This is a genomic window from Terrabacter sp. P5_B1, from assembly GCF_056400505.1.
In genome coordinates this window covers 14830-33668 of the sequence record NZ_JBFULD010000007.1, presented here as the reverse complement: position 1 = coordinate 33668, position 18839 = coordinate 14830, and the positions used below count along the sequence as shown (strand labels likewise).

The following is an 18839-nucleotide window of genomic DNA, read 5'->3' as shown; positions in this document are numbered from 1 at the left end:
GCGTGGCTGAGGTCCACGTCCCGAGGACGACGTCGGTGAGCAGCGGGTGGATCGCGTGACCCAACCACTCGCCGCGCAGCACCGAAGCCCGCCTCCCCGTGCCGAAGGCGGACCGGATCGCCGGTTCGAGCGCTCGCACCGGCCTGTCGAGCGCGGTGGTCTCCTCGAGCCGCAGCGTCCAGCGCACGATGGCCGGGGGCCGTTCGATCGCGCTCATGTGCTTCTCCTCGCTGAACGGTGCATCGGCGTCGTCCACGGCGCCGTCGGACACCACGTTGCCTCGCTCCACTCTCATGGTCAACAAGAGGTGTGACGTGTAGGGCGCAAGCGTGGCACCCACTCCTCAGTTGGAWAACGCTTTGTCGGMCCTTCYCGGGTCTGTGAGGCTCRYRCCATGCGCGGGTTCGACGAGTTGGTAGCGGAGGCCGAGTCGGCAGACATCACCGGCTGGGGCTTCGGCTGGCTGRCCGGCCGGGCCACCGAGGAGCGTCCGCCGTKGCGGTTCTCGCGGCTCCTCGCGCAGCGGCTCGCAGCCGTGGAGCGGGCCTTGGACATCGACACCGGCGGCGGCGAGGTCATCAACGAAGCACCCGTGCTGCCTCCCGTCATGGTGGTGACCGAGTCCTGGCCTCCCAACGCSGARCGGGCSCGCGCCACGTTGGGGCCGCGCGGTGTYCGCRTCCTGGCGACCCGGGACGGTTCCGGACTCCCCCTCGAGGACGAATGGTTCGACCTGGTCACCGCCCGGCATCCCGTGCGCCCCGACTGGCACGAGATTCATCGCGTGCTGCGTCCCGGCGGGCACTATTTCGCGCAGCACGTAGGACCSGCCTCGGCGTTCGAGCTCATCGAGTTCCTCCTGGGACCACTGCCAGAGCAGCGGAAGGGCCGAGACCCGCAGCGCGAGGCCGCYCAGGCCGAGCAGGCCGGCCTGCGAGTCGAGCAGCTGCACACGGCGAGATGTCGTCTGGAGTTCTTCGACGTCGGGGCCATCGTCTGGATCCTGCGCAAGTGCGTGTGGTGGGTACCCGACTTCACCGTCGACCGGTACGAGGACAAGTTGCACGAGCTGGACGTGAAGATGCGTCAGGGGGAACCGTTCGTCGCCCACTCCGCCCGACACCTCATCGAGGCCCGGAGGGACTGACGTCAGCATGTGTTGACGCGGTCTTGTCCGTCAGCATATGCTGACGTCCATGGAGAGAACCGCCACCGACCTCGCGGGCGACCTCGACAGCACCGACCCGACGGTCGGGCTGCGGGCTGTTGCCGCGCTGGGTCGCCTGCTCGACCAGCTCGAGACCCTGCACGTCCGCAATGCCCGCGCCAAGGGATGGTCGTGGCAGGAGATCGCGGACGCGCTGGGCGTCACGAAGCAGACAGTCCACCGCAAGCACTCTCGGAGGTAGACCCGTGTTCGAACGTTTCACCCGAGACGCACGCGCCGTCGTGATCTCGACCCAGGACTTCTGCCACGGCATCGGCGCCGACGAGGTGCGGCCGGTCCACCTCCTCTTCGCCCTCACCGAGGAGGGGAGCGGGGTCAGCGATCTCCTCGCCGGCCGCGGAATCACGTCGGACGCCGTCGCCGAGTGCCTCGGCGCTGCTCGGCCGGCTCCGCGGGCCTCGTTGACCGAGGACGACGCCGCGGCGCTGAGGTCCCTCGGCATCGACCTCGACGCCATCCGGGAAGCCGTCGAGCGGCAGTTCGGCCAGGGGGCGCTCGATGAGCCGACCCAGGACGTGAGCCGCGACGGCGGCGCCGCCGCCCCGCCGGACGAGAACCACGACGACGAGTGGGCTGCCCATGGACGGTTCAAGCGGGGCGGCCACATCCCCTTCGGGCGCGGTTCCAAGAAGGTGCTCGAGCTCTCGCTACGCGAGGCGATCCGCGCCGGCGCCCGCGAGATCCGCACTGAGCACATCGCCCTCGGGGTGCTGCGCAGCGACGACGAAGCCTTGACGATGCTGATGCGGACCCTCGGCGTGGACGTGCAGGCGGTGCGCGCCGAGCTCGAGGACCGCGGCCGCCGGACCGCCTGAGTACCGAAGCGGGCCAGCGGTCAGTGGAGGGTCTCGTGGTTGTGGCACATCTCGACGAACTTCGCGATGCGCGCCGCCCGGGTCTCGGGCTTCTTCGCGTCCTGAACGCGGTAGAGGATCGCATACCGGTTGGCGCCCGCGAGCGTGTCGAAGAACGCCTTGGCCTCCGGATCGGCCGCGAGCGCGGCGGCCAGGTCGTCGGGGATCGTTGCGCTCTTCTGTCCGGCATAGGCCGCCGCCCACCGACCGTCCGCCTTCGCCGCGTCGACCTGCGCCTGCCCGGCCGGTCGCATACGACCGGCTTTGATCAGCGCCTCCGCCTTGTCCCGGTTGATCTGCGACCACCTGCTCCGCGGCCCGCGTGGAGTGAAGCGCTGCAACCAGTAGGCCTCGTCGAACCCCCGCTTCTGCCCGTCGATCCAGCCGTAGCAGAGAGCGACCTCGAGCGCCTCGGCGTAGTTGACCGTCGCGGCCGCACCCACCTTGCCGATCTTGAGCCAGAAGCCGCGATGGTCGGCGTGGTGCTCGGCAAACCAGGCCTCGCAGTCGGGCACCGTAGCGAACGAGATCATCTGTTGGCCGGCCAACTCCTCCGGCGTCCCTTCGGCCGACACATGGCCATCCTGGCACCGCCCACCGACAGGATGGCCGTCACGGCTGGCAGGAGCGACACCTGATCACGGGCCCTCCCCGAGAGTCGAGCGTCTTCGGCTCCCTCTGATGGATGCTGGGCGTGGCACCCGTCGTTGGTGCAGCACCTGTCGAGCTGCCGGGCCCTGCACGCCGCACTCCGCCCGAGCTCCTACGGTTCTCTACTGACCGGACTGGGCGCGGCCCGCGGTTGATCACGATCCGCCGCGGCGGCATGCTCGGCGACGCGGACCACCAGCTTGTGGCCCGGTGGGCCGCCCAGTGTGCCGAGCACGTGCTCCCTCTCTTCGAAGAAGCCCAGCCGATGGACACCCGGCCTCGCGACGCGATCGAGGGGGCGCGCGCGTGGGTGCGTGGCGAGATGAAGATGATGGACGCCCGAGCCCGGGGCGGGCACGCGATGGGCGCCGCACGGCCAGTGCGCGGTGCGGCCCGGTGCGGCCCGGTTCGCCGCCTACGCCACCGGCCAGGCAGCCTGCGTGGGCCACGTGCCCGAGCATGATCTCGGCGCTGCGGCCTACGCGATCCCGGCCGTTCGGGCCGCCGATCCGAACGACCTGAACGCCGGACGGCGTGAGCGAGACTCGCAGCGCGACCGGCTCCCCGAGCGGATTCGGGCGCTCGTCTGGAGGACCAGGTTCGCCGGAACGCCATCTGCTGGTCCGTCTTCGAGGACTGACGCCACGTCGCGACTACTGCGATCCGCCTCGGAGTCCCGTCAACAGTTGTGAAGGAGTCCTCGCTGGGCCTTGCCGACGAGCACCCACCACGCAGCACTGTCGACGCGCGCCTTCCAGTACGAGCTCGTCTGGGCCAGGTGCAGGATCTCGTTGTACATCGTCGGGATCACCGACGGCGTGACCGTGAGGATCATGTCCACCCCGGCGCTCAGGGCGTTGGTCGCGCGGTGAGCCACGGTCCACTGGCCGGGCTGGACGGCGTTCCCCATGTCGTCCGTCAGGATCGGCCCGTGGAAGCCTGCGCTCCGCACCAGGTTCACGATCTTCGGCGAGAACACCGCGAGCGTCGTGGGGTCGATCTTGTCGTAGATCGCCGAGGACATCATGACCGCCGTCACACCGGCATTGATGTCGGCGCGGAACGGGTTCAGGTACGGGCTCGTGCTGGTCGTGTAGCGATCGTGGACGCCGTAACTGGTGTCGGTGTTTGCGGTGACCAGACCCAGCCCGGGAAAGTGCTTGCTGGTGGTGCCGACACCCGCCGCCGACATCCCGCGCACGATGTCGACGGACTTCGCGGCGGTGACGTACGAGCTGTAGCCGTACTCACGCTGGAACACGCCGATGGGCGGGTTCTGCTTGGCCCACTGCGCATTCGGAACGGTGTCCGCCACAGGAGCCAGATTGAGGTTGACCCCCACGCGAAGCAGCTGACTCCCCCAGGTGGTCCCGGCCTGTTGCAGGCCTGCATCCGACCAGGTGCCCTGGGTCAGCGCGGTCGGCATCCTGCTGAAGCCCGGACCCTGCAGCACCTGCACGTAACCACCCTCCTGATCGGTGGCGACGAACAGCGGCGTGTTCGCGGTGCTGGCCGTCGTGACCCGCGCTCGAGCGGCGGCGGTGACAGCCGATGGCGCGGCAGTCCCACCCGTGCTGCGCCCGGACAGGAAGAGGTTTCCCACGTGGTACCGCGTGATCTGGTCCAGCACGGTCGGGTCGGCGTAGGTGGCGGGCGTGCCGACCATGAAGATCTGGCCGACCCGCTGCTCGAGGGTCATCGACTGCATGACCGCGTACGGGCTGCAGACCGCGGTTGTCTGTATGGCTGCCGCGGCCTCGGCGCCCGGGATCATCCCCGCCGGACGCGCACCCGCGGCCGAGGAAGCCAGGAGAGCGACGGCGCCAGCACCTATCGCGACGCAGCGCAGGCAACGCATACGTCATGGTCCCACGCAACTGAACGGCCAGCACCCTGATCCATCGACGACGTCATGCTCTGGCCGGGTCCGGATCGGTGGTCTACCGCGGTGCTGCGTTGAGGTCGTTCTCGCTGCGCAGAGGTGCCGCGGGGGACGGGCACGAGGGCTGGGTCAGGCCATGAATTCTGATATTCCGGGAACGTCCATCGCAGTAGCCTCGAAAGGCTCGTCGAAAGGGGCCGGTGGTCTGGCCGTCAGCAAGGGAGCACAGCGATGAGCCCTCGACACGGATGATCTCGATGGGGGCGGCTCGCCCTGTTCATCGCCGTTGCAGTGGCAGTGACCGCGGTCCCGGCGTGCGACCACCTGTCGGCAGGCGCTGGCAGACTCAGGGCGTGTCGAAGCCGCCGCGCATCGAGCCATCCGGCGACGTCGTCGCGCGGGTCGCCTCGACTGCTTTGGCACTGCCCGAGGCTCACGAGGAGGACGCCTGGACCGGCGTCCGGTGGCGGGTCCGGAACACGATCTTTGCCCACGTCCTGGTCGCCCAGGAGGGTTACACGTCGGATTACCGCGACCTGACCGGAGTGACCGAACCAACCACGGTGCTGACCTTCCGGTCATCCGGCGACGAGCTGTTGGCCCTGGCCCCGCGCCGGGCCGCCGTTCTACCGGCCGCCGTGGTCACCCACCGCCGTCGGGATGGTGCTCGACGACGACATCGACTGGGACGAGGTCGTCGAGCTGCTGACGGACAGCTACCGGTTCTGCGCACCCCAGAAGCTGAGGCACCGACTGGATCAATGACGTCCGTGAGTGGCGGGCCGGTCAGACCACCGAGTGCGGCGTGAACTGACGTGAGGCAGAACGGTCAAGCCGCGGCTCGGCGTCCGCACCTCGTGAGGTACTGGCGCCGCTCATTCGCGCATCAGCATCCCCTGGGCCTCACGCTCCAGGTCGACGTAGGGCTCGCCACTGACGTCGATGGCCACCCGTTTGATCGTGCCTCCGGTGAAGCGGTAGGGACGCTCACCCGGATAGTCCTGTGTCACAGGGTCGCCCACGTCGCGGCCGACGGCCAGGCCCTCGCCGGCGATCATGTAGCCGCCGGGCTGGAGCTTGATCCGCCCCTCACCGACCTTCGAGTCGCCGTGGAAGAGGGACAGGACGCCGGTCGCCACCGGCGTGGCCTCGCCGCCGTCCTTCTCGAAGGAGGCCGCCAGGATGAGGTTCTCACCGGTCGGCAGGTCCTCCGTCGCCACGACCACCTGCTCGACGATGCCGACGAAGCTGTTGACGTAGTGCAGCCGGTTGTCCTTGACGTAGAGGCTGTGACCACCGAAGCGCGACCCCTGCGCGAAGAGCACGCCCTGGGCACCCGGCTCCGGAAGGTCGACCAACGCGCCGATGACGAACGAGCGGCCCCGAACGACGACGGCCTGGGCCTCGGGCACCTCGGCGTGGTTGGGGTAGTAGACGTAGCGGTCCCGGGGCGCGGAGAGCTGCGGGCGCGGTGATACGAGGATCTCCAGCGCCGAGCGGTCGTCGAGCGGGAAGCCCTCGTTCGCGCCGGCCTCGGCGTACCAGAGGTTGACCATCTCGCGGAGCTTGTCCGGCTGCTCGGCGGCCAGGTCGTGCAGCTCGGAGCGGTCGACGTCGACGTGGTAGAGCTCCCACTGGTCCTCGTTGAAGTGCCCCCACCCGCTGATCGTCGGGTGCGTCGTGATGGCCTTCCAGCCGTCGTGCCAGATGCCGCGCGACCCGAGCATCGAGTAGAACTGCGTCTGCCGCTCGCCGGGGGCGTTGGCGTCATCGAAGCTGTAGCGCATGCTCACGCCGTCGAAGTGGCTCTGGGTGTGGCCCTTGATGGTGGCCGGGGCCTCGATGCCTAGCGCGTCGAGAACGGTCGGCACGAGGTCGATCGCGTGGTGGTACTGCTCGCGGATCTCACCGTGGGCGGTCATGCCGGCCGGCCAGGAGATGACGCACGGGTCGGAGGTGCCGCCGTTGAGCTCGTAGCGCTTCCACATCTTGAAGGGGGTGTTGAAGGCCATCGCCCACCCGTTGGGGTAGTGGTTGTAGGTCTTCGGCCCACCCAGCTCGTCGAGCATCGCGAGGTTGGTGTCCACGTCGTCGGGGATCCCGTTCATGAACAGCATCTCGTTGACCGACCCGTCCGGGCCGCCCTCGCCGCTGGCGCCGTTGTCCGACACGAGGATGACCAGGGTGTTCTCCCGCTGGTCGGTCTCCCCGAGATAGCTGAGCAGCCGGCCGATCTGGGCGTCGGCGTGGGAGAGGAACCCGGCATACACCTCGGCCATGCGGGCGAAGAGCCGCTGCTCCTGCTCCGACAACGAGTCCCACGGACGGGTGGTGTCGACGGCAGGGAAGGGCTGCCCCTCGGGACCGGTGCGAGTCTCCGGGGTGCCGAGCGGGTTGATCGCGGGCAGCTCGGTGTTCGGCGGGACGATGCCCATCTCGATCTGGCGGGCCAGCGTGGCCTCGCGCATCGCCTCGTAGCCCTCGTCGAACCGCCCCGCGTACCTCTCGATCCACTCCTTGGGCGCGTGGTGCGGTGCATGGCAGGCGCCCGGGGCGTAGTAGAGGAAGAACGGCTTCTCCGGCGCCACCGCCTTGGCGTCCATGATGAACTCGATCGCCTTGTCGGTGATGTCCTCGCCGAAGTGGTAGCCCTCCTCGGGCGACCTCGGCTGGTCCACGGGGTGGTTGTCGTAGGTCAGCTCCGGGTACCACTGGCTGGTCTCGGCGCCGAGGAAGCCGTACCACCGCTCGAAGCCTCGACCCGTCGGCCAGTTCCGACGCGTCGACGCGAGGTTCATCTCGACGGTCGGGCACAGGTGCCACTTGCCGACCATGTAGGTGTTCCAGCCGCGCTCGCCGAGGATCTCGGACAACATGCCGTTCTCGGGCGGGATGGTGCCGCTCGCGTTGGCGAAGCCGCTGGCGCCCTCGGTGATGCAGGCCATGCTGTTGCGGGTGTGGTTGCGCCCGGTGAGCAGGCAGGAGCGGGTCGGCGAGCACAGCGCGGTGGTGTGCCACTGGGTGTAGCGGACCCCGTCGCCGGCGATCTTGTCGATGTTCGGGGTCTCGATCGGACCGCCGTAACAGCTCATCGCAGAGAAGCCGACGTCGTCGAGCACGATGTAGACGACGTTGGGCGACCCGTCCGGGGCCTTCGGTGGGGCGAAGGGGCCCCAGTCCTCCACGGAGTCCCGGATGTCGACGTTGACCCTGCCCTTGAACGGCACGCTCATGGCTCCTCGAATCTGTTTCGTGACGACGGCGACGGCTCGCCAGCCAAGTTCGAGCGCGCCAGGTCGGCCCGCCTTCCCTCGAGACAAGCGACATCGCGACGCCGGTGCATCGCCCGGACAGGGTGACGCGTCAGAGACCTGTCGACGTCCCTCGGCGTCCGCCTGCCGCAACGAGGGCCCCGGGGTAGCGTGTCGAGCGTGACGACGCCCACGGGGCTGACGGAGCTGGTCGAGGTGCCGGGCGGCACGTTCGCCATGGGAGCGGAGCGCTTCTACCGGGATGAGGGCCCGATCCACGACGAGACCGTCGGTCCGCTCGCTTTCGAGCGCCACCCCGTGACCAACGCGCAGTTCGCACGCTTCGTGCGCGACACGGCATACGTCACCGTCGCCGAGCGCCCCCTGGACCCGGCGCTGTACCCCGGCGTCGCCCCCGACGACCTCGCCCCCGGGGGCCTCGTCTTCCGGCCGACTCCGGGACCCGTGGACCTCGGCAACTGGCGCCAGTGGTGGACCTGGGCGCCCGGCGCCACGTGGCGTGCACCTTTCGGCGGGGGCAGCTCTCTCACCGGGAAGGACGACCACCCCGTCGTGCAGGTGGCGTTCGAGGATGCGACCGCGTATGCCGCGTGGGCCGGTCGGCGCCTGCCCACCGAGGCCGAGTGGGAGCACGCCGCAGGGGGAGGCACCGGCACGACGTACGCGTGGGGCGACGAGGTCCGTCCCGAGGGACGCCTCATGGCCAACACGTGGCAGGGCCGGTTCCCGTATCTCAACACCGGCGCCGACGGCTGGGTCGGCACGTCACCCGTGGGCTCCTTCCCGCCCAACCACGTCGGCCTCGTCGACCTGATCGGCAACGTCTGGGAGTGGACGACGACGACGTATGCCGACCGTCACGTCGTACAGCACGCGTGCTGCTCGCCCGCGCGGCCCACGGAAGCCGACGGCTCGACGACCGACCCTTCGGTCCGCAAGGCGCTCAAGGGTGGCTCGCACCTCTGCGCGCCCGAGTACTGCCTGCGCTACCGTCCGGCCGCCCGCTCCCCGCAGTCGGTCGACACGTCGACGACGCACATCGGCTTCCGCTGCGTCGTCGACGGCTGACTCCGCGGAGTGCCGCCCCAGGCCGGACACAGGGCCGACCGCAGCCCTATCCGGAGAAGTCGGATGCGCTCATGCCATCCCGGGGAGGAGGACGGCCACCAGCGTCTCGACCACCCAGTCCTGGTACTCCCTCTCGGTCCAGAGGCCGAGCACCCGGCCCTCCTCCGCGCGGAGGATGCCGCTTGCCGCGAGGCGTTCGTAGAGTCGGCCCCGGGTGCCTTGCCCAGTGCGGTCACGACGGTCTGGGGTTTCTTGCCCTCTTTGCTCGTGACCCCGGTCAGGGCCTCGTCGAGGACGTCATCGCCGGTCGGGCCGGCGTCGCGGACGACGAGGCGTCCCCGCGGGACGTGCTCGTCGGCACCCGCGACGTCGACACGCTCCATGAGCGCGAGCTCGACAAGCAGGGCCCCACCGAGCGCGATGTCCGCCAGGGTGCTCGAGGCAGCCAGCTTTCCGGAGTCGTCATCGGTGAGAAGCAGCCACAGGTCCTCGGCGATCAGCATGCTTCGATCGTCGGCGGACTCGATGTGCACGGGTAGGGCCGTTGGGCCCGTACTTGTCGGAGACGACCGCCCTCACCCCGCGTGCGGGTCCGGCAGGAGGTCGCGCCACGAGTGCTGCGGGGAGTAGCCGAGCAGGTCGCGGGCCTTGTCGATGCAGTAGAAGGTCTCGTTGCGCCCCATCGGCCGGCGCAGCTCCACCCCGTCGTAGAAGCGCTCGCGCACCTCGTCGGTCGTCGCGGCCACCGACATGTCGGCGTTGGCGACGTTGAAGACCTCGTAGCCCAGCCCGTCGACCTCGAGGCAGCGCTGCACCATCTGGCCGAGGTCGCGGGTGTCGATGTAGGCGAAGACGTTGCGCCGCCGCAGCGCCGGGTCCTGCAGGAACGGCGGGAACATCTCGGCGTACTCGTGCGGCTCGATGACGTTGTTGATCCGCAGCCCGTAGATGTCGGCGCCGGTGCGGGCCTGGAACGAGCGCGCCGTCACCTCGTTGGCGACCTTCGACATCGCGTAGGAGTCCTCCGGCACCGTCGGGTGCTCCTCGTCGACCGGCACGTAGAGCGGCCGCCGCTCCCCCTGGGCGAAGCAGATGCCGTAGGTCGTCTCGGAGGACGCGAAGACCACCTTGCGGATGCCGAGCCGGGTCGCCGCCTCGAGCACGTTGTAGGTGCTGAGCACGTTCGTCGCGTACGTCTTGGCCTCCGACGTCAGCAGGATGGCCGGCACCGCGGCGAAGTGCACGACGGCGTCGTAGGCCGGCTTGGCCGCGAGCTCGAGCTCGTCGAAGCGCGCCAGTCCCGCGAGCGCCGAGTACGTCTCACCGATGTCGGTGAGGTCGACCTTGAGGTCGTCGACAGCTGGGTGCCCCAGCGGCACGAGGTCGGCGTTGGTGACCTGGTGGCCCTGCTCGGCGAGGAAGCGTGCGACGTGCTTGCCGGCCTTGCCGCTGCCGCCGGTGAAGAAGATGCGCATGGATCGATCCAACCACCGATGCCGCCGCACACGAGGGCGCGACCACGGCTCGGCGACCCCCGACGGCCCGGCCACGCGCTTTGACATGATGACCGGCATGGAGGGACCTGCAGCCGCGCGCCACCCCGAGGCACCCCAGCCAGACCCCGCCCAACCAGACCCCGCTCAACCAGACCCCGCCCAACCAGCGCCCGGCCGCGAGACCGAGATCCGCGCGCTGCTCGCCGAGCTCGGCACCGCCATGATCGCCACCGGGCAGCCGGTGCAGGAGATCGAGGAGGAGCTCGCCGAGGTGAGCGCTCGGCTCGGCTACCCCGACGTCCAGTCGGCCGTCGGCCCCACCGGCCTCATGGTCACTCTCACCCCGGGCGGGCCCTCCACCTACCGCTCGGCCCCCGCAGGCCTGCGCCTGCACCAGTCGGCGAGCGTCCGCCTCATCCGCCACCAGCTGCTCCACGACGAGCTGACCGTCGCCGCCGCCCGCGACGAGCTCGCGGCCACGGCCACGCGTCCCGTCCAGCAGCCCCCGTGGCTCGTCGCCGTCGCCTGGCCGGTGCTCGCCGTCGGCATCGCGCTCATCCTCCAGCCCGGCTGGGCCAACGTCGCCGCCGCCGCGGTCGGCGCCCTCCTCGTCCTCGCCCTCGTCCAGCTCGCCGAGCGCCACGAGGTCGTCAAGACCCTGCTGCCGACCCTCGCCGCCTTCGCCGTGTCGCTCGCCGTCTTCGGCGCCGCGAACGCCGGGCTGCTCGAGGGCCCGTTGCGCACCGTCCTGCCGCCGCTCGCCGTCCTGCTCCCCGGCGCGCTCGTCGTCAACGGCATGTCGGAGCTGGCCGCCGCGCACATGCAGGCCGGCTCGGCCCGCCTCGCCTACGGCCTCACGCAGCTCGGGCTCTTCGCCCTCGGGCTCCTCATGGCCACCACCCTGCTCCGCGTGCCCACCTCGACCCTCGTCAACCTCCGCGTCGACGAGATCGGCTGGGTCGGCGCCCCGGTCGGCCTCGTGCTCATCGGCGCCAGCATCTGCCTGATGGAGGGCGTGCCGCTGCGCCTGCAGGGCTGGGTCCTGCTCGTCCTCAGCCTCGCCTTCGGCGCCCAGGTCGCCGGGCAGGAGCTCGGTTCGATCGCCCTCGGCGGCTTCCTGGGCGCCATCGGYGCCAGCCTCGGCGCGAGCATGGTCGAGCTGCGCCGCCCCCTGCTGCCCCGCCTCGTGCTCTTCCTCCCCGCCTTCTGGCTGCTCGTGCCGGGCAGCCTCGGCCTCGTCGGCGTCACCGAGCTGGCCGCGGGCCGCGAGTCCGTCACCGATGTCGCCCTCGGCCTGCTCGGCGTCGCCATCGCGATCTCCCTCGGCCTGCTCGTCGGCTCGTCCGTCGGCCGCGCCCTGCGCGGCCGCTTCGACGCGAGCATGCCTGAGACAGCCGCGTCCGCACCGGCGGCGGCAGCGGACTAGAGTGGGGGACGCAACACCCTGTCCTCTCGCCAGGACGGGGTGTTGTTCGTTGCCCACGGGTGGGGACACCACCGTCATGGGTACGGAACGTAGGCTCTAGGGGCCAACGGGCACCTGACCACGCCGAGGAGCCACCGTGTCTCAGACCTCATCCCGGATCAAGACGATCCTGCCGACGACGAGTCGCACTGCGCTCGGCGCCACCGTCGCCACGGGCCTGCTGACCGCTCTCGCATCGGCTCCCGAGCGGCTGGGCCGGCTCCTGCGTGACCGCTATCCCATGGTGGCCGTGACCGGCATGACCGGCGTCGGCAAGAGCCAGCTCGTCGACCGCCTGACCCGCCGCTCCACCGACGACACCGCGGCCGAGGTCGGCTCGGCGACGATGGAGCGCCGGACCCGCAAGGGCGCCCGGCTGCACGGCTTCCGCTTCCTCGTCGTGCCCGGCGACAACGCCGCCACGCGGCTCGGCGCCCTCGACGAGGTCTTCCACGACGAGCCGGTCGACGGGGTGATCCACGTCGTCGCCAACGGCTACGCCACGCCCCGCCGCGCCGCCGGCATCACGGGCGCGGCCTCCGCCACCCGCGCGGAGCAGCTCGCCGCCGAGCTCGAGGACTGGACCATCACCTCGCACCGGATCGCCTCGCTGGCCGTGCGCCGGAACAAGCCGATCTGGCTCATCATCGCCGTTACGAAGACCGACCTCTACCCCGACGACATCGACGAGGTCGTGCGCTACTACTCGCCCGGCAGCGGCTCCCCCTTCGGCGACAAGGTCGACGCGCTGCGCGCCCTCGCCGGCGGCGCGAAGCTGTCCATCGACGTGCGCGCCGTCTCCAGCCGGGGCGGGGACCGCAAGTCCGCCTTCCCCGAGAAGCGCGCCGGCGCGATGGTCGACGCCCTCGCCGACCGGCTCGGACAGCTGAGCGGCCACGCCTGAGCGGCGTCACGGGACCACTGCGTATGCCGCGTCGTGACACCCGGCATAGGGCCTCCCTCCGACTCAGCCCCGTTGTGACCCCCGATCGTCCGCCTCTCACGGCATGCTGGCCGGACGGCGACGAGCCGTCGCCGGCATCGGAGGAGGGGACCGTTGACGGACTACGAGGTCAGGGCGCTGACGCCGGACACCTGGGGCGCCTACGCGGCGTTGATGGAGCGGCACGGCGGCGTCTTCGGCGGCTGCTGGTGCACGTGGTTCCACACCATGCCGGCCGACAAGGAGCGCACCTACGAGGGCAACCAGCGCCTCAAGAAGTGCCTCGTCGACGAGGACCGAGCGCACGCCGCCCTCGTCTTCGACGGTGACGAGGCCGTCGCGTGGGCCCAGTTCGGCTCGCCCGCCGAGCTGCCGAACATCCGCCACCGCAAGCAGTACGAGGAGGAGACCGAGGTCCTCCCCGACTACCGCGTCACGTGCATCTTCGTCGACAAGCGCCACCGCCGGAAGCACCTGTCGGACGTCGCACTGCACGGGGTGGTCGACCTCATCGCGGCCGCCGGTGGCGGCACCGTCGAGGGCTATCCCCACGACAAGGGCGGCAAGCGCGAGGCCGTCCTCTACAGCGGCACCCGCACCCTCTTCGAGCGCACCGGCTTCGACTACGTCCGCCCGAAGGGCCAGTTCAACTGCGTCATGCGCCGCACCGTCCCGTGAGCTCGTCCTAGCCGTCCCAGCCGGGCTCGCCGGAGGGACGGGCCTACGACGGCGTGCTGCCCGAGACCCTGATGATCTCGTCGAGGCCTAGGTCGTCCTTCGGCCGCGGCCGCCGCCGTCCCTAGAATGGACCCGACGGTTCAGTCGAGAGGATCGCGCCATGGACCCCGAGAACTCTCTGGATGAATCCATCCGAGCCGCGCTGAACCGCAGTCAGGTCATCGATCTGACGACCACGGGTCGGCGGACCGGTCACCTGCGGCGTATCGAGATCTTCCTGCACCACGACGACGGCCAGCTGTTCATCACCGGGATGCCCCGGGCCGACCGTACGCGTGACTGGATCCACAACATCGAAGCCGACCCACTCGTCGTCGTTCACCTGAAGCAGTCGATGGTCGCGGACGTGCCCGCGACAGCACGAGTCATCACAGACCCTGACGAACGCCGCCCCCTCATCGAGACGGCCGCCAGGCGATGGGGCCGCACGGATGTGCCGGACATGCTCCGGCACAGCCCCCTCATCGTGCTGACCGTCGACCCCTCAGAACGGCATAGCGATGAACGGTGATGTGTGAGCGGTCCGCACCGTCCGGCCAGTTGCGCCGCGACACGGTCTTGATGGTCATCAGCCCGGCGTCCTGGCGCCGGATCTCGTCGACCAGCGCCAGGTATGCCGTCCGGTAGCTGCCATCGCGCCACAGCACCGGGTGACTGGTCAGGCTTCCGGGAAGCCGGAGTCGAGGCAGAGGGTGTTGCCCTCGCTGTCCTTGAACCAGGCCGCCTTGCCCATCCCACCCATGTCGGCGACGCCGTCATCCCACGTCACGCCCGGCATGTCGTAGGTCTCGAGCGCGACACCCTTGGCCTGCAGGGCGCGCGCCTCCCCCTCGACGTCGTCGACGTGGAACTGGGCGATGGTGTGGCCGGCCTGACCGGCGTACTCGGTCTGGTAGATGCTGAACGTCGTCCCGCCGTCGGTGCGGTAGATCAGCATTGCGGCGTCACCGACCTCGCTGGCCGGCTTCAGGCCGAGGGTGTCGGCATAGAACGATCGGGCCCGCGTGAGGTCGGCGGCGGGGATGTTGGCGGTGACGGATGCACTCGTGAGCATGGGGTCCTCCTGCGGCTGACGAAGGTGGTTCCGGTCCATCGGCGATGGCCCTCCTCCCGCGATACACCTCCCCCGGCACTGCCGCAGCCGAACCCCAAAGGCGCGTTCGCGATAGCGGCGGGTATGGGCGGCGTTGCCGGAAAGTCCCCTCACCCAGCGGGTCCACTCAGCTGCGCTCCGGGCTGGTGAGGGTTGTCGTCGGCACCCATGGCGCGCACACTCAGCAGACCAGCGCCCGCGGCGCCTCGGTGCGGCGGGCTCCCGTCGACGGCAGGTCGGCAGACTCGCCGAACTCACCGAGGAGAGCACTGTGCGCACATCAACTCGAACCATGACGGCAGGGGCGACCGTGGCAGCGATCGCACTCCTACTCCAGGGCTCGGCCCTGACCGCGAGCGCGACCGCGGACCCAGAGTCGGGACATGACCGGGCCATGACGTTCCACGTGGTGTTCAGCCCCTTCAACTACACCGACCTGGGTGCGCCCGGACCGTCGGCCGCCGACATCATCGTCTTCCGCGACCAGCTCCAGCAGGGTGGCAAGACGGTCGGGGACGAGGTCGGCAGCTGCATCCTCGTCGAGCCCAAGGAGGGTCTCGCCAGCTGCACCGGGGTCGTGAGACTGGGCAAGCGGGGCACCATCGCCTACTCGTTCGTGAACGCCCCGCCACCGCACAAGGTCCTGGCCGTGACCGGCGGCTCAGGCCAGTTCCTCACCGCTCGCGGGGACGGCACGCTCGATGAGAACGGCGACGGCACCGGGACCCTGGTCCTGAGACTGCGGGGGTAGGGCGGTGCCGGCTAGGTCGCCAGTCGCAGGTGCAGGTCCGCGCCCACGAGGCCGCCCAGCCGCGCCGCCTCCTGCTCGATGGCCTCATCAGGTCGGCGTCGCGCGTCCAGCCAGGAGACCGTGAGCGCGTCGCCCTTTCGCGTCCACGTCCCTCGGACGACCCCGCCGACGACCAGCGGGTTGGCCTTGCGGGTCATGACGTCCCGAAGCCGTGGCGGGGTGACGTGGACGTCCTTGGTCCCCGGACCCATGACCCACTGGTCGTGGCCCGGGAGGAACCGCACGGCCTCCGACGGGTGCGCGTCGAGCAGGGACGGGACGTCCTCGCGCACGACGTACGCGGTCGTGCCCTCGACCTCGACAGCAGCCAGCTGGTCGCCGAGTCCTCCGATCCACCGGTCGAGCCGTCGACGACCGGCGCTCAGCCCGTTGCCGAGCCAGTAGTGCACGTGCTCCAACGTCGCCGGCCCGTAGGTGCGAAGGTAGGCGGTGACGGCCCTCGGACCGGCGTCGTCGAGGTCGGGGATGCCCGCCCAGCGCGGGTTGGTGTCGAGCCGCTGGAAGGTGTGCTGCCGTCCCGCGGCGGGCCGAAGCTCATGTCCCCCTGCCATGTCAGCGGCTTGAGGAGCGTGACCGCGCCCTCGTCGAGAACCGCTCGCAGGTGGGCGTATGCCGTGTGCTTCGTCAGCGCGTCAGCGAGCTCCGCGACCGTCAGCGGTCCGTCACTCAGCGCTTCGCGCACCGCCGCGCGGAAGCCCGGCCAGTCCGACGGTGCGAGCCGGTAGTAGTCCACCCAGCTCGGCAGCTCCCACTGCCGCCCGGCCGACCGAAGCGCGAGGTAGACGCCGCCGTCCTCGGGCGACAGGTAGTGCACCGACCCGCGGAACGCGAACGCCTTGATCACCGACCCGTCCGCCAGGGCCCGCGCGAGATCGCCAGCGCGTGACGTCGTGCTGCGCCTACGCACCGCGAGCTCCGCCAGCGACTCGTCCATCGACAGCACCGCCCCGAGCCGGCGCACGACATCCGCCACGGAGGCCGGCCCGACCGGGTCGAGCAGGTGTCGCTCCAACCGCCAGGCCAGTGCCTGGTCCCACGTGGTGGTCGCCTCGGTCGGGCTGCTCATGTCCGCATCGTCGCACCGGTTCCGGACAGAAGACGTCCCGCTGAACCGGCTGACGGCTGGCGTCGTCTTTTGAAGGGTGCCGGTCGATCTCGGCCTGCGCTCTCGAACGGGAGGTTTCCCATGACACACACCATCCGTCGCCCGTCATCGATGCTGGCCTTCGGCGCCGGCCTCGGCGCGGCCGTCGGCCTGCTCGCCGTCAGCGCCCCAGCCGGCGCGACCGCGCTCGCTGCGCACCCAAGCGCGCCCTCTGCATACAAACAGGTCAACCTGGTCTCGGACGTGCCCGGGATGGCCCAGGTCACCGACCCGCACCTCGTCAACGCCTGGGGCGCGTCGCATCTCGGCGCGAGCCCGCTCTGGGTCTCCGACAACGGCACGGACGTCACCACGCTCTACTCCGGAGCCGTCCACGGGAGCCCGCAGACCATCGTGCCGCTCGTCGTGAGCATCCCGGGCGGCGCGCCCACCGGTCAGGTGTCGAACCCCACGACGTCCTTCACGGTGCATGACGCCGCGGGCCACTCGGCACCCGCGCGCTTCCTCTTCGTCGGAGAGACCGGCCACCTCAGCGGGTGGAACCCCGCCGTGGGTGGCACCGGCACGCCTCTCTCGACGCACGCCGTCGACGCCGTGGTCACCCCCGGCGCCGTCGACAAGGGGATCGCCATGGGCCAGACGGCGACCGGCCCGCAGCTGTATGTCGCGGACTTCTCCGCAGGCGTCGTCGACGTCTACAACGGTGACTTCCAGCGCGTCATCACCAAGGGCAACTTCACGGACACCCAACTGCCCCAAGGCTATGCGCCCTTCAATGTCATGGTCGCCGGCGGCAAGGTCTTCGTCTCGTACGCGAAGCAGGACAGCGCGCACCACGACGAGATCGCCGGTGCTGGGCGGGGTCGGGTCGACGTCTTCACCCAGGACGGCGTCCTCCTCCGGCGCCTGTCGAGCCACAGCGTGCTCAACGCGCCGTGGGGGCTCACCATGGCCCCGTCGGGCTTCGGCACGTTCTCCGGAGACCTCCTCGTGGGCAACTTCGGTGACGGGCGGATCAACGCCTTCAACCCCCGCACGCTGGACTTCGCGGGCACCCTCCGGGCCCCGGGCGGCAAGGCTGTGGCGATCGACGGACTCTGGGCCCTCCTGCAGGGCTACGGCACCGAGGGATCGACGCATGACGTGCTGTTCACGGCCGGGCCCCAGAACGAGGCGCACGGGCTCCTCGGTCTGCTGCACGTGACGTCGTGAGCTGACCAGTGGCGGTGGGGCGGGGTCGGCTGGACGGCCCCGCAGCACCCGCCCGGGCCTACCCGGTGAAGTCGGATTCGTTCATGCCGTCGGCGTGACCTGCGGGCCACTGCACCAGCTCGATGCGGTAGCCGTCGGGGTCGATGATCCACGTAGTCCAGAAGTCGTCCGAGCCGTCGGGCGAGCTGGGCGGTGCAGCAGTGATCCCCTTGCCGGCGAGGTCGGCGACGGTGACGGTCATGGACTCGACCTTGATGACGACGTGGTTGATGCCTTGCGGATCGATTCGGCCGCTGTCGGGACTGTGGACGAGCTCGACGGTCACGAACTCGTCACCGGGGAGCTTGAGCATCGTCAGGCTGCCGAACTCCGTCTGCCCCACGGTTCCGACCAGGGTGTAGCCGAGGGCGGTGTAGAACGCGAGCGAACGCTCCAGGTCTGCGACCCGGAGTCCGACGTGCAGGGTTCTCATTGGGCAGTCCTCTCGAACGGCGTCACGCGCGCGGGGACCGGCGCGCGCTTCACAACTTGCCGACGTGTCTTCGCGCTTGCGCAACGACGGCATCCACGTCAATGCCGTAGGCCCAGCGTCCTGTCCCAGCAAATGCGGCCAGGCGCTCTGCGGCGCGGTCGAAGAGTCGGTCAGCGCCGACCTGGTTGCCGCGGGCGGCATGTGTCATGGCGACACAGACCTGCGCCAGCCCCTGCCACAGGTCCCGTTCCTCAGCTGGTCCCGCCTTCCAACGCGCTTCCAGCACCTCGTGGGCGGAGAACGGACGGCCCGCACCGACGAGCTCTCGGGCTGCCACGAGTGTCTCTTCGGGCGGCAGAGGCTCCTCCGACACCGGCTCGACCCCCGCAGCGCCATAGGGCAGCGGTCGGCCCAGAGCGTCGCGCGGCCTCGCCTGACGGGCGCGGCCTTCGGTGTCCCGGTCACGATCAGGTCCCGTCATGCGACCAGTCTCCCAAGAGACAGAATTTGACGCGCGGCCACGGCAACGTCTTCCTGCCGGGCTAGCGT

Annotated in this window: 22 protein-coding genes and 1 pseudogene; 12 read left to right on the top strand and 11 right to left on the bottom strand. The window is 70.2% G+C overall.

The annotated features are described in order from the left end of the window. Positions 1-217: pseudogene (locus tag AC1DP0_RS01440) on the bottom strand (DUF2231 domain-containing protein); the annotation flags it as partial. 177 nt (positions 218-394) lie between these two features. Here AC1DP0_RS01440 and AC1DP0_RS01435 point away from each other — a divergent pair. From AC1DP0_RS01435 to AC1DP0_RS01425, 3 genes are read left to right on the top strand one after another with little or no spacing between them, the layout of a single operon-like run. Next, on the top strand, positions 395-1147 hold the full coding sequence (locus AC1DP0_RS01435) for a class I SAM-dependent methyltransferase (protein WP_478082123.1): 753 nt from the start codon (positions 395-397) through the stop codon (positions 1145-1147). 49 nt (positions 1148-1196) lie between these two features. Then, on the top strand, positions 1197-1409 hold the full coding sequence (locus AC1DP0_RS01430; protein WP_478082122.1) for a helix-turn-helix domain-containing protein: 213 nt from the start codon (positions 1197-1199) through the stop codon (positions 1407-1409). Positions 1410-1413: 4 nt separating this feature from the next. After that, entirely contained in the window at positions 1414-2043 is a 630-nt protein-coding gene (locus tag AC1DP0_RS01425; RefSeq protein WP_478082121.1) for a Clp protease N-terminal domain-containing protein, read from the top strand. 20 nt (positions 2044-2063) lie between these two features. Here the strand turns inward: AC1DP0_RS01425 and AC1DP0_RS01420 are convergent, their stop codons facing one another. Continuing rightward, the gene (locus AC1DP0_RS01420; protein ID WP_478082119.1) at positions 2064-2615 is read right to left on the bottom strand and encodes a YdeI/OmpD-associated family protein; all 552 of its coding nucleotides are present in this window, start codon (positions 2613-2615) and stop codon (positions 2064-2066) included. 152 nt (positions 2616-2767) lie between these two features. Between AC1DP0_RS01420 and AC1DP0_RS01415 the strand changes: the two genes are divergently transcribed. Continuing rightward, positions 2768-3196 carry a putative immunity protein gene (locus tag AC1DP0_RS01415; protein ID WP_478082116.1) on the top strand — a complete coding sequence of 143 codons (429 nt, stop codon included), beginning with the start codon at positions 2768-2770 and terminating at the stop codon, positions 3194-3196. Then, entirely contained in the window at positions 3120-3425 is a 306-nt protein-coding gene (locus tag AC1DP0_RS01410; protein ID WP_478082114.1) for a putative immunity protein, read from the top strand. The genes AC1DP0_RS01415 and AC1DP0_RS01410 overlap by 77 nt, the downstream gene beginning before the upstream one ends. Here AC1DP0_RS01410 and AC1DP0_RS01405 read toward each other — a convergent pair. Both AC1DP0_RS01405 and AC1DP0_RS01400 read right to left on the bottom strand, forming a co-directional pair. Beyond that, positions 3413-4432: a glycoside hydrolase family 3 N-terminal domain-containing protein gene (locus AC1DP0_RS01405; protein ID WP_478082126.1), complete on the bottom strand. Its 1020-nt coding sequence runs from the start codon at positions 4430-4432 to the stop codon at positions 3413-3415. The two genes, AC1DP0_RS01410 and AC1DP0_RS01405, sit on opposite strands and share 13 nt — an antisense overlap. A gap of 1058 nt (positions 4433-5490) precedes the next feature. Then, positions 5491-7848, bottom strand: coding sequence for an arylsulfatase (locus AC1DP0_RS01400; protein ID WP_478082111.1), 2358 nt, complete (start codon positions 7846-7848; stop codon positions 5491-5493). 216 nt (positions 7849-8064) lie between these two features. Here AC1DP0_RS01400 and AC1DP0_RS01395 point away from each other — a divergent pair, with 216 nt between their 5' ends. Next, entirely contained in the window at positions 8065-8955 is an 891-nt protein-coding gene (locus AC1DP0_RS01395; protein ID WP_478082125.1) for a formylglycine-generating enzyme family protein, read from the top strand. On the opposite strand, the gene AC1DP0_RS01390 is transcribed toward AC1DP0_RS01395, so the two are convergent. After that, the gene (locus AC1DP0_RS01390) at positions 8874-9458 is read right to left on the bottom strand and encodes a GOLPH3/VPS74 family protein (RefSeq protein ID WP_478082109.1); all 585 of its coding nucleotides are present in this window, start codon (positions 9456-9458) and stop codon (positions 8874-8876) included. The genes AC1DP0_RS01395 and AC1DP0_RS01390 overlap by 82 nt on opposite strands. A gap of 72 nt (positions 9459-9530) precedes the next feature. Continuing rightward, on the bottom strand, positions 9531-10430 hold the full coding sequence (locus AC1DP0_RS01385) for an NAD-dependent epimerase/dehydratase family protein (protein WP_478082107.1): 900 nt from the start codon (positions 10428-10430) through the stop codon (positions 9531-9533). 97 nt (positions 10431-10527) lie between these two features. On the opposite strand from AC1DP0_RS01385, the gene AC1DP0_RS01380 reads away from it, so the two are divergent. The 4 genes from AC1DP0_RS01380 to AC1DP0_RS01365 all read left to right on the top strand — a co-directional run bounded on the left by AC1DP0_RS01380 (position 10528) and on the right by AC1DP0_RS01365 (position 14108). After that, positions 10528-11877: a threonine/serine exporter family protein gene (locus AC1DP0_RS01380; protein WP_478082105.1), complete on the top strand. Its 1350-nt coding sequence runs from the start codon at positions 10528-10530 to the stop codon at positions 11875-11877. Between the two features lie 136 nt (positions 11878-12013). Continuing rightward, complete coding sequence (locus tag AC1DP0_RS01375) at positions 12014-12820, top strand: GTPase (protein WP_478082103.1); 807 nt, start codon at positions 12014-12016, stop codon at positions 12818-12820. Between the two features lie 153 nt (positions 12821-12973). Beyond that, on the top strand, positions 12974-13537 hold the full coding sequence (locus tag AC1DP0_RS01370) for a GNAT family N-acetyltransferase (protein ID WP_478082101.1): 564 nt from the start codon (positions 12974-12976) through the stop codon (positions 13535-13537). A gap of 160 nt (positions 13538-13697) precedes the next feature. Beyond that, positions 13698-14108: a nitroreductase family deazaflavin-dependent oxidoreductase gene (locus AC1DP0_RS01365; protein ID WP_478082099.1), complete on the top strand. Its 411-nt coding sequence runs from the start codon at positions 13698-13700 to the stop codon at positions 14106-14108. A gap of 147 nt (positions 14109-14255) precedes the next feature. Here the strand turns inward: AC1DP0_RS01365 and AC1DP0_RS01360 are convergent, their stop codons facing one another. Continuing rightward, positions 14256-14651: a VOC family protein gene (locus tag AC1DP0_RS01360; protein ID WP_478082097.1), complete on the bottom strand. Its 396-nt coding sequence runs from the start codon at positions 14649-14651 to the stop codon at positions 14256-14258. A 349-nt stretch (positions 14652-15000) separates the two neighbouring features. On the opposite strand from AC1DP0_RS01360, the gene AC1DP0_RS01355 reads away from it, so the two are divergent. Further along, the gene (locus AC1DP0_RS01355) at positions 15001-15441 is read left to right on the top strand and encodes a hypothetical protein (protein ID WP_478082095.1); all 441 of its coding nucleotides are present in this window, start codon (positions 15001-15003) and stop codon (positions 15439-15441) included. Positions 15442-15452: 11 nt separating this feature from the next. On the opposite strand, the gene AC1DP0_RS01350 is transcribed toward AC1DP0_RS01355, so the two are convergent. Next, positions 15453-15968, bottom strand: coding sequence for a DNA glycosylase AlkZ-like family protein (locus tag AC1DP0_RS01350; RefSeq protein WP_478082124.1), 516 nt, complete (start codon positions 15966-15968; stop codon positions 15453-15455). Next, positions 15863-16567, bottom strand: a complete 705-nt coding sequence (locus AC1DP0_RS01345) for a DNA glycosylase AlkZ-like family protein (protein WP_478082093.1) — start codon at positions 16565-16567, stop codon at positions 15863-15865. Before AC1DP0_RS01345 ends, AC1DP0_RS01350 begins: the two co-directional genes overlap by 106 nt. Before the next feature lie 120 nt (positions 16568-16687). On the opposite strand from AC1DP0_RS01345, the gene AC1DP0_RS01340 reads away from it, so the two are divergent. Beyond that, on the top strand, positions 16688-17818 hold the full coding sequence (locus AC1DP0_RS01340) for a TIGR03118 family protein (protein WP_478082091.1): 1131 nt from the start codon (positions 16688-16690) through the stop codon (positions 17816-17818). A gap of 58 nt (positions 17819-17876) precedes the next feature. Here AC1DP0_RS01340 and AC1DP0_RS01335 read toward each other — a convergent pair whose 3' ends face one another. Both AC1DP0_RS01335 and AC1DP0_RS01330 read right to left on the bottom strand, forming a co-directional pair. Continuing rightward, complete coding sequence (locus AC1DP0_RS01335) at positions 17877-18290, bottom strand: VOC family protein (protein ID WP_478082089.1); 414 nt, start codon at positions 18288-18290, stop codon at positions 17877-17879. 49 nt (positions 18291-18339) lie between these two features. Next, the gene (locus AC1DP0_RS01330; RefSeq protein ID WP_478082086.1) at positions 18340-18771 is read right to left on the bottom strand and encodes a DUF309 domain-containing protein; all 432 of its coding nucleotides are present in this window, start codon (positions 18769-18771) and stop codon (positions 18340-18342) included. Positions 18772-18839: the final 68 nt, after the last annotated feature.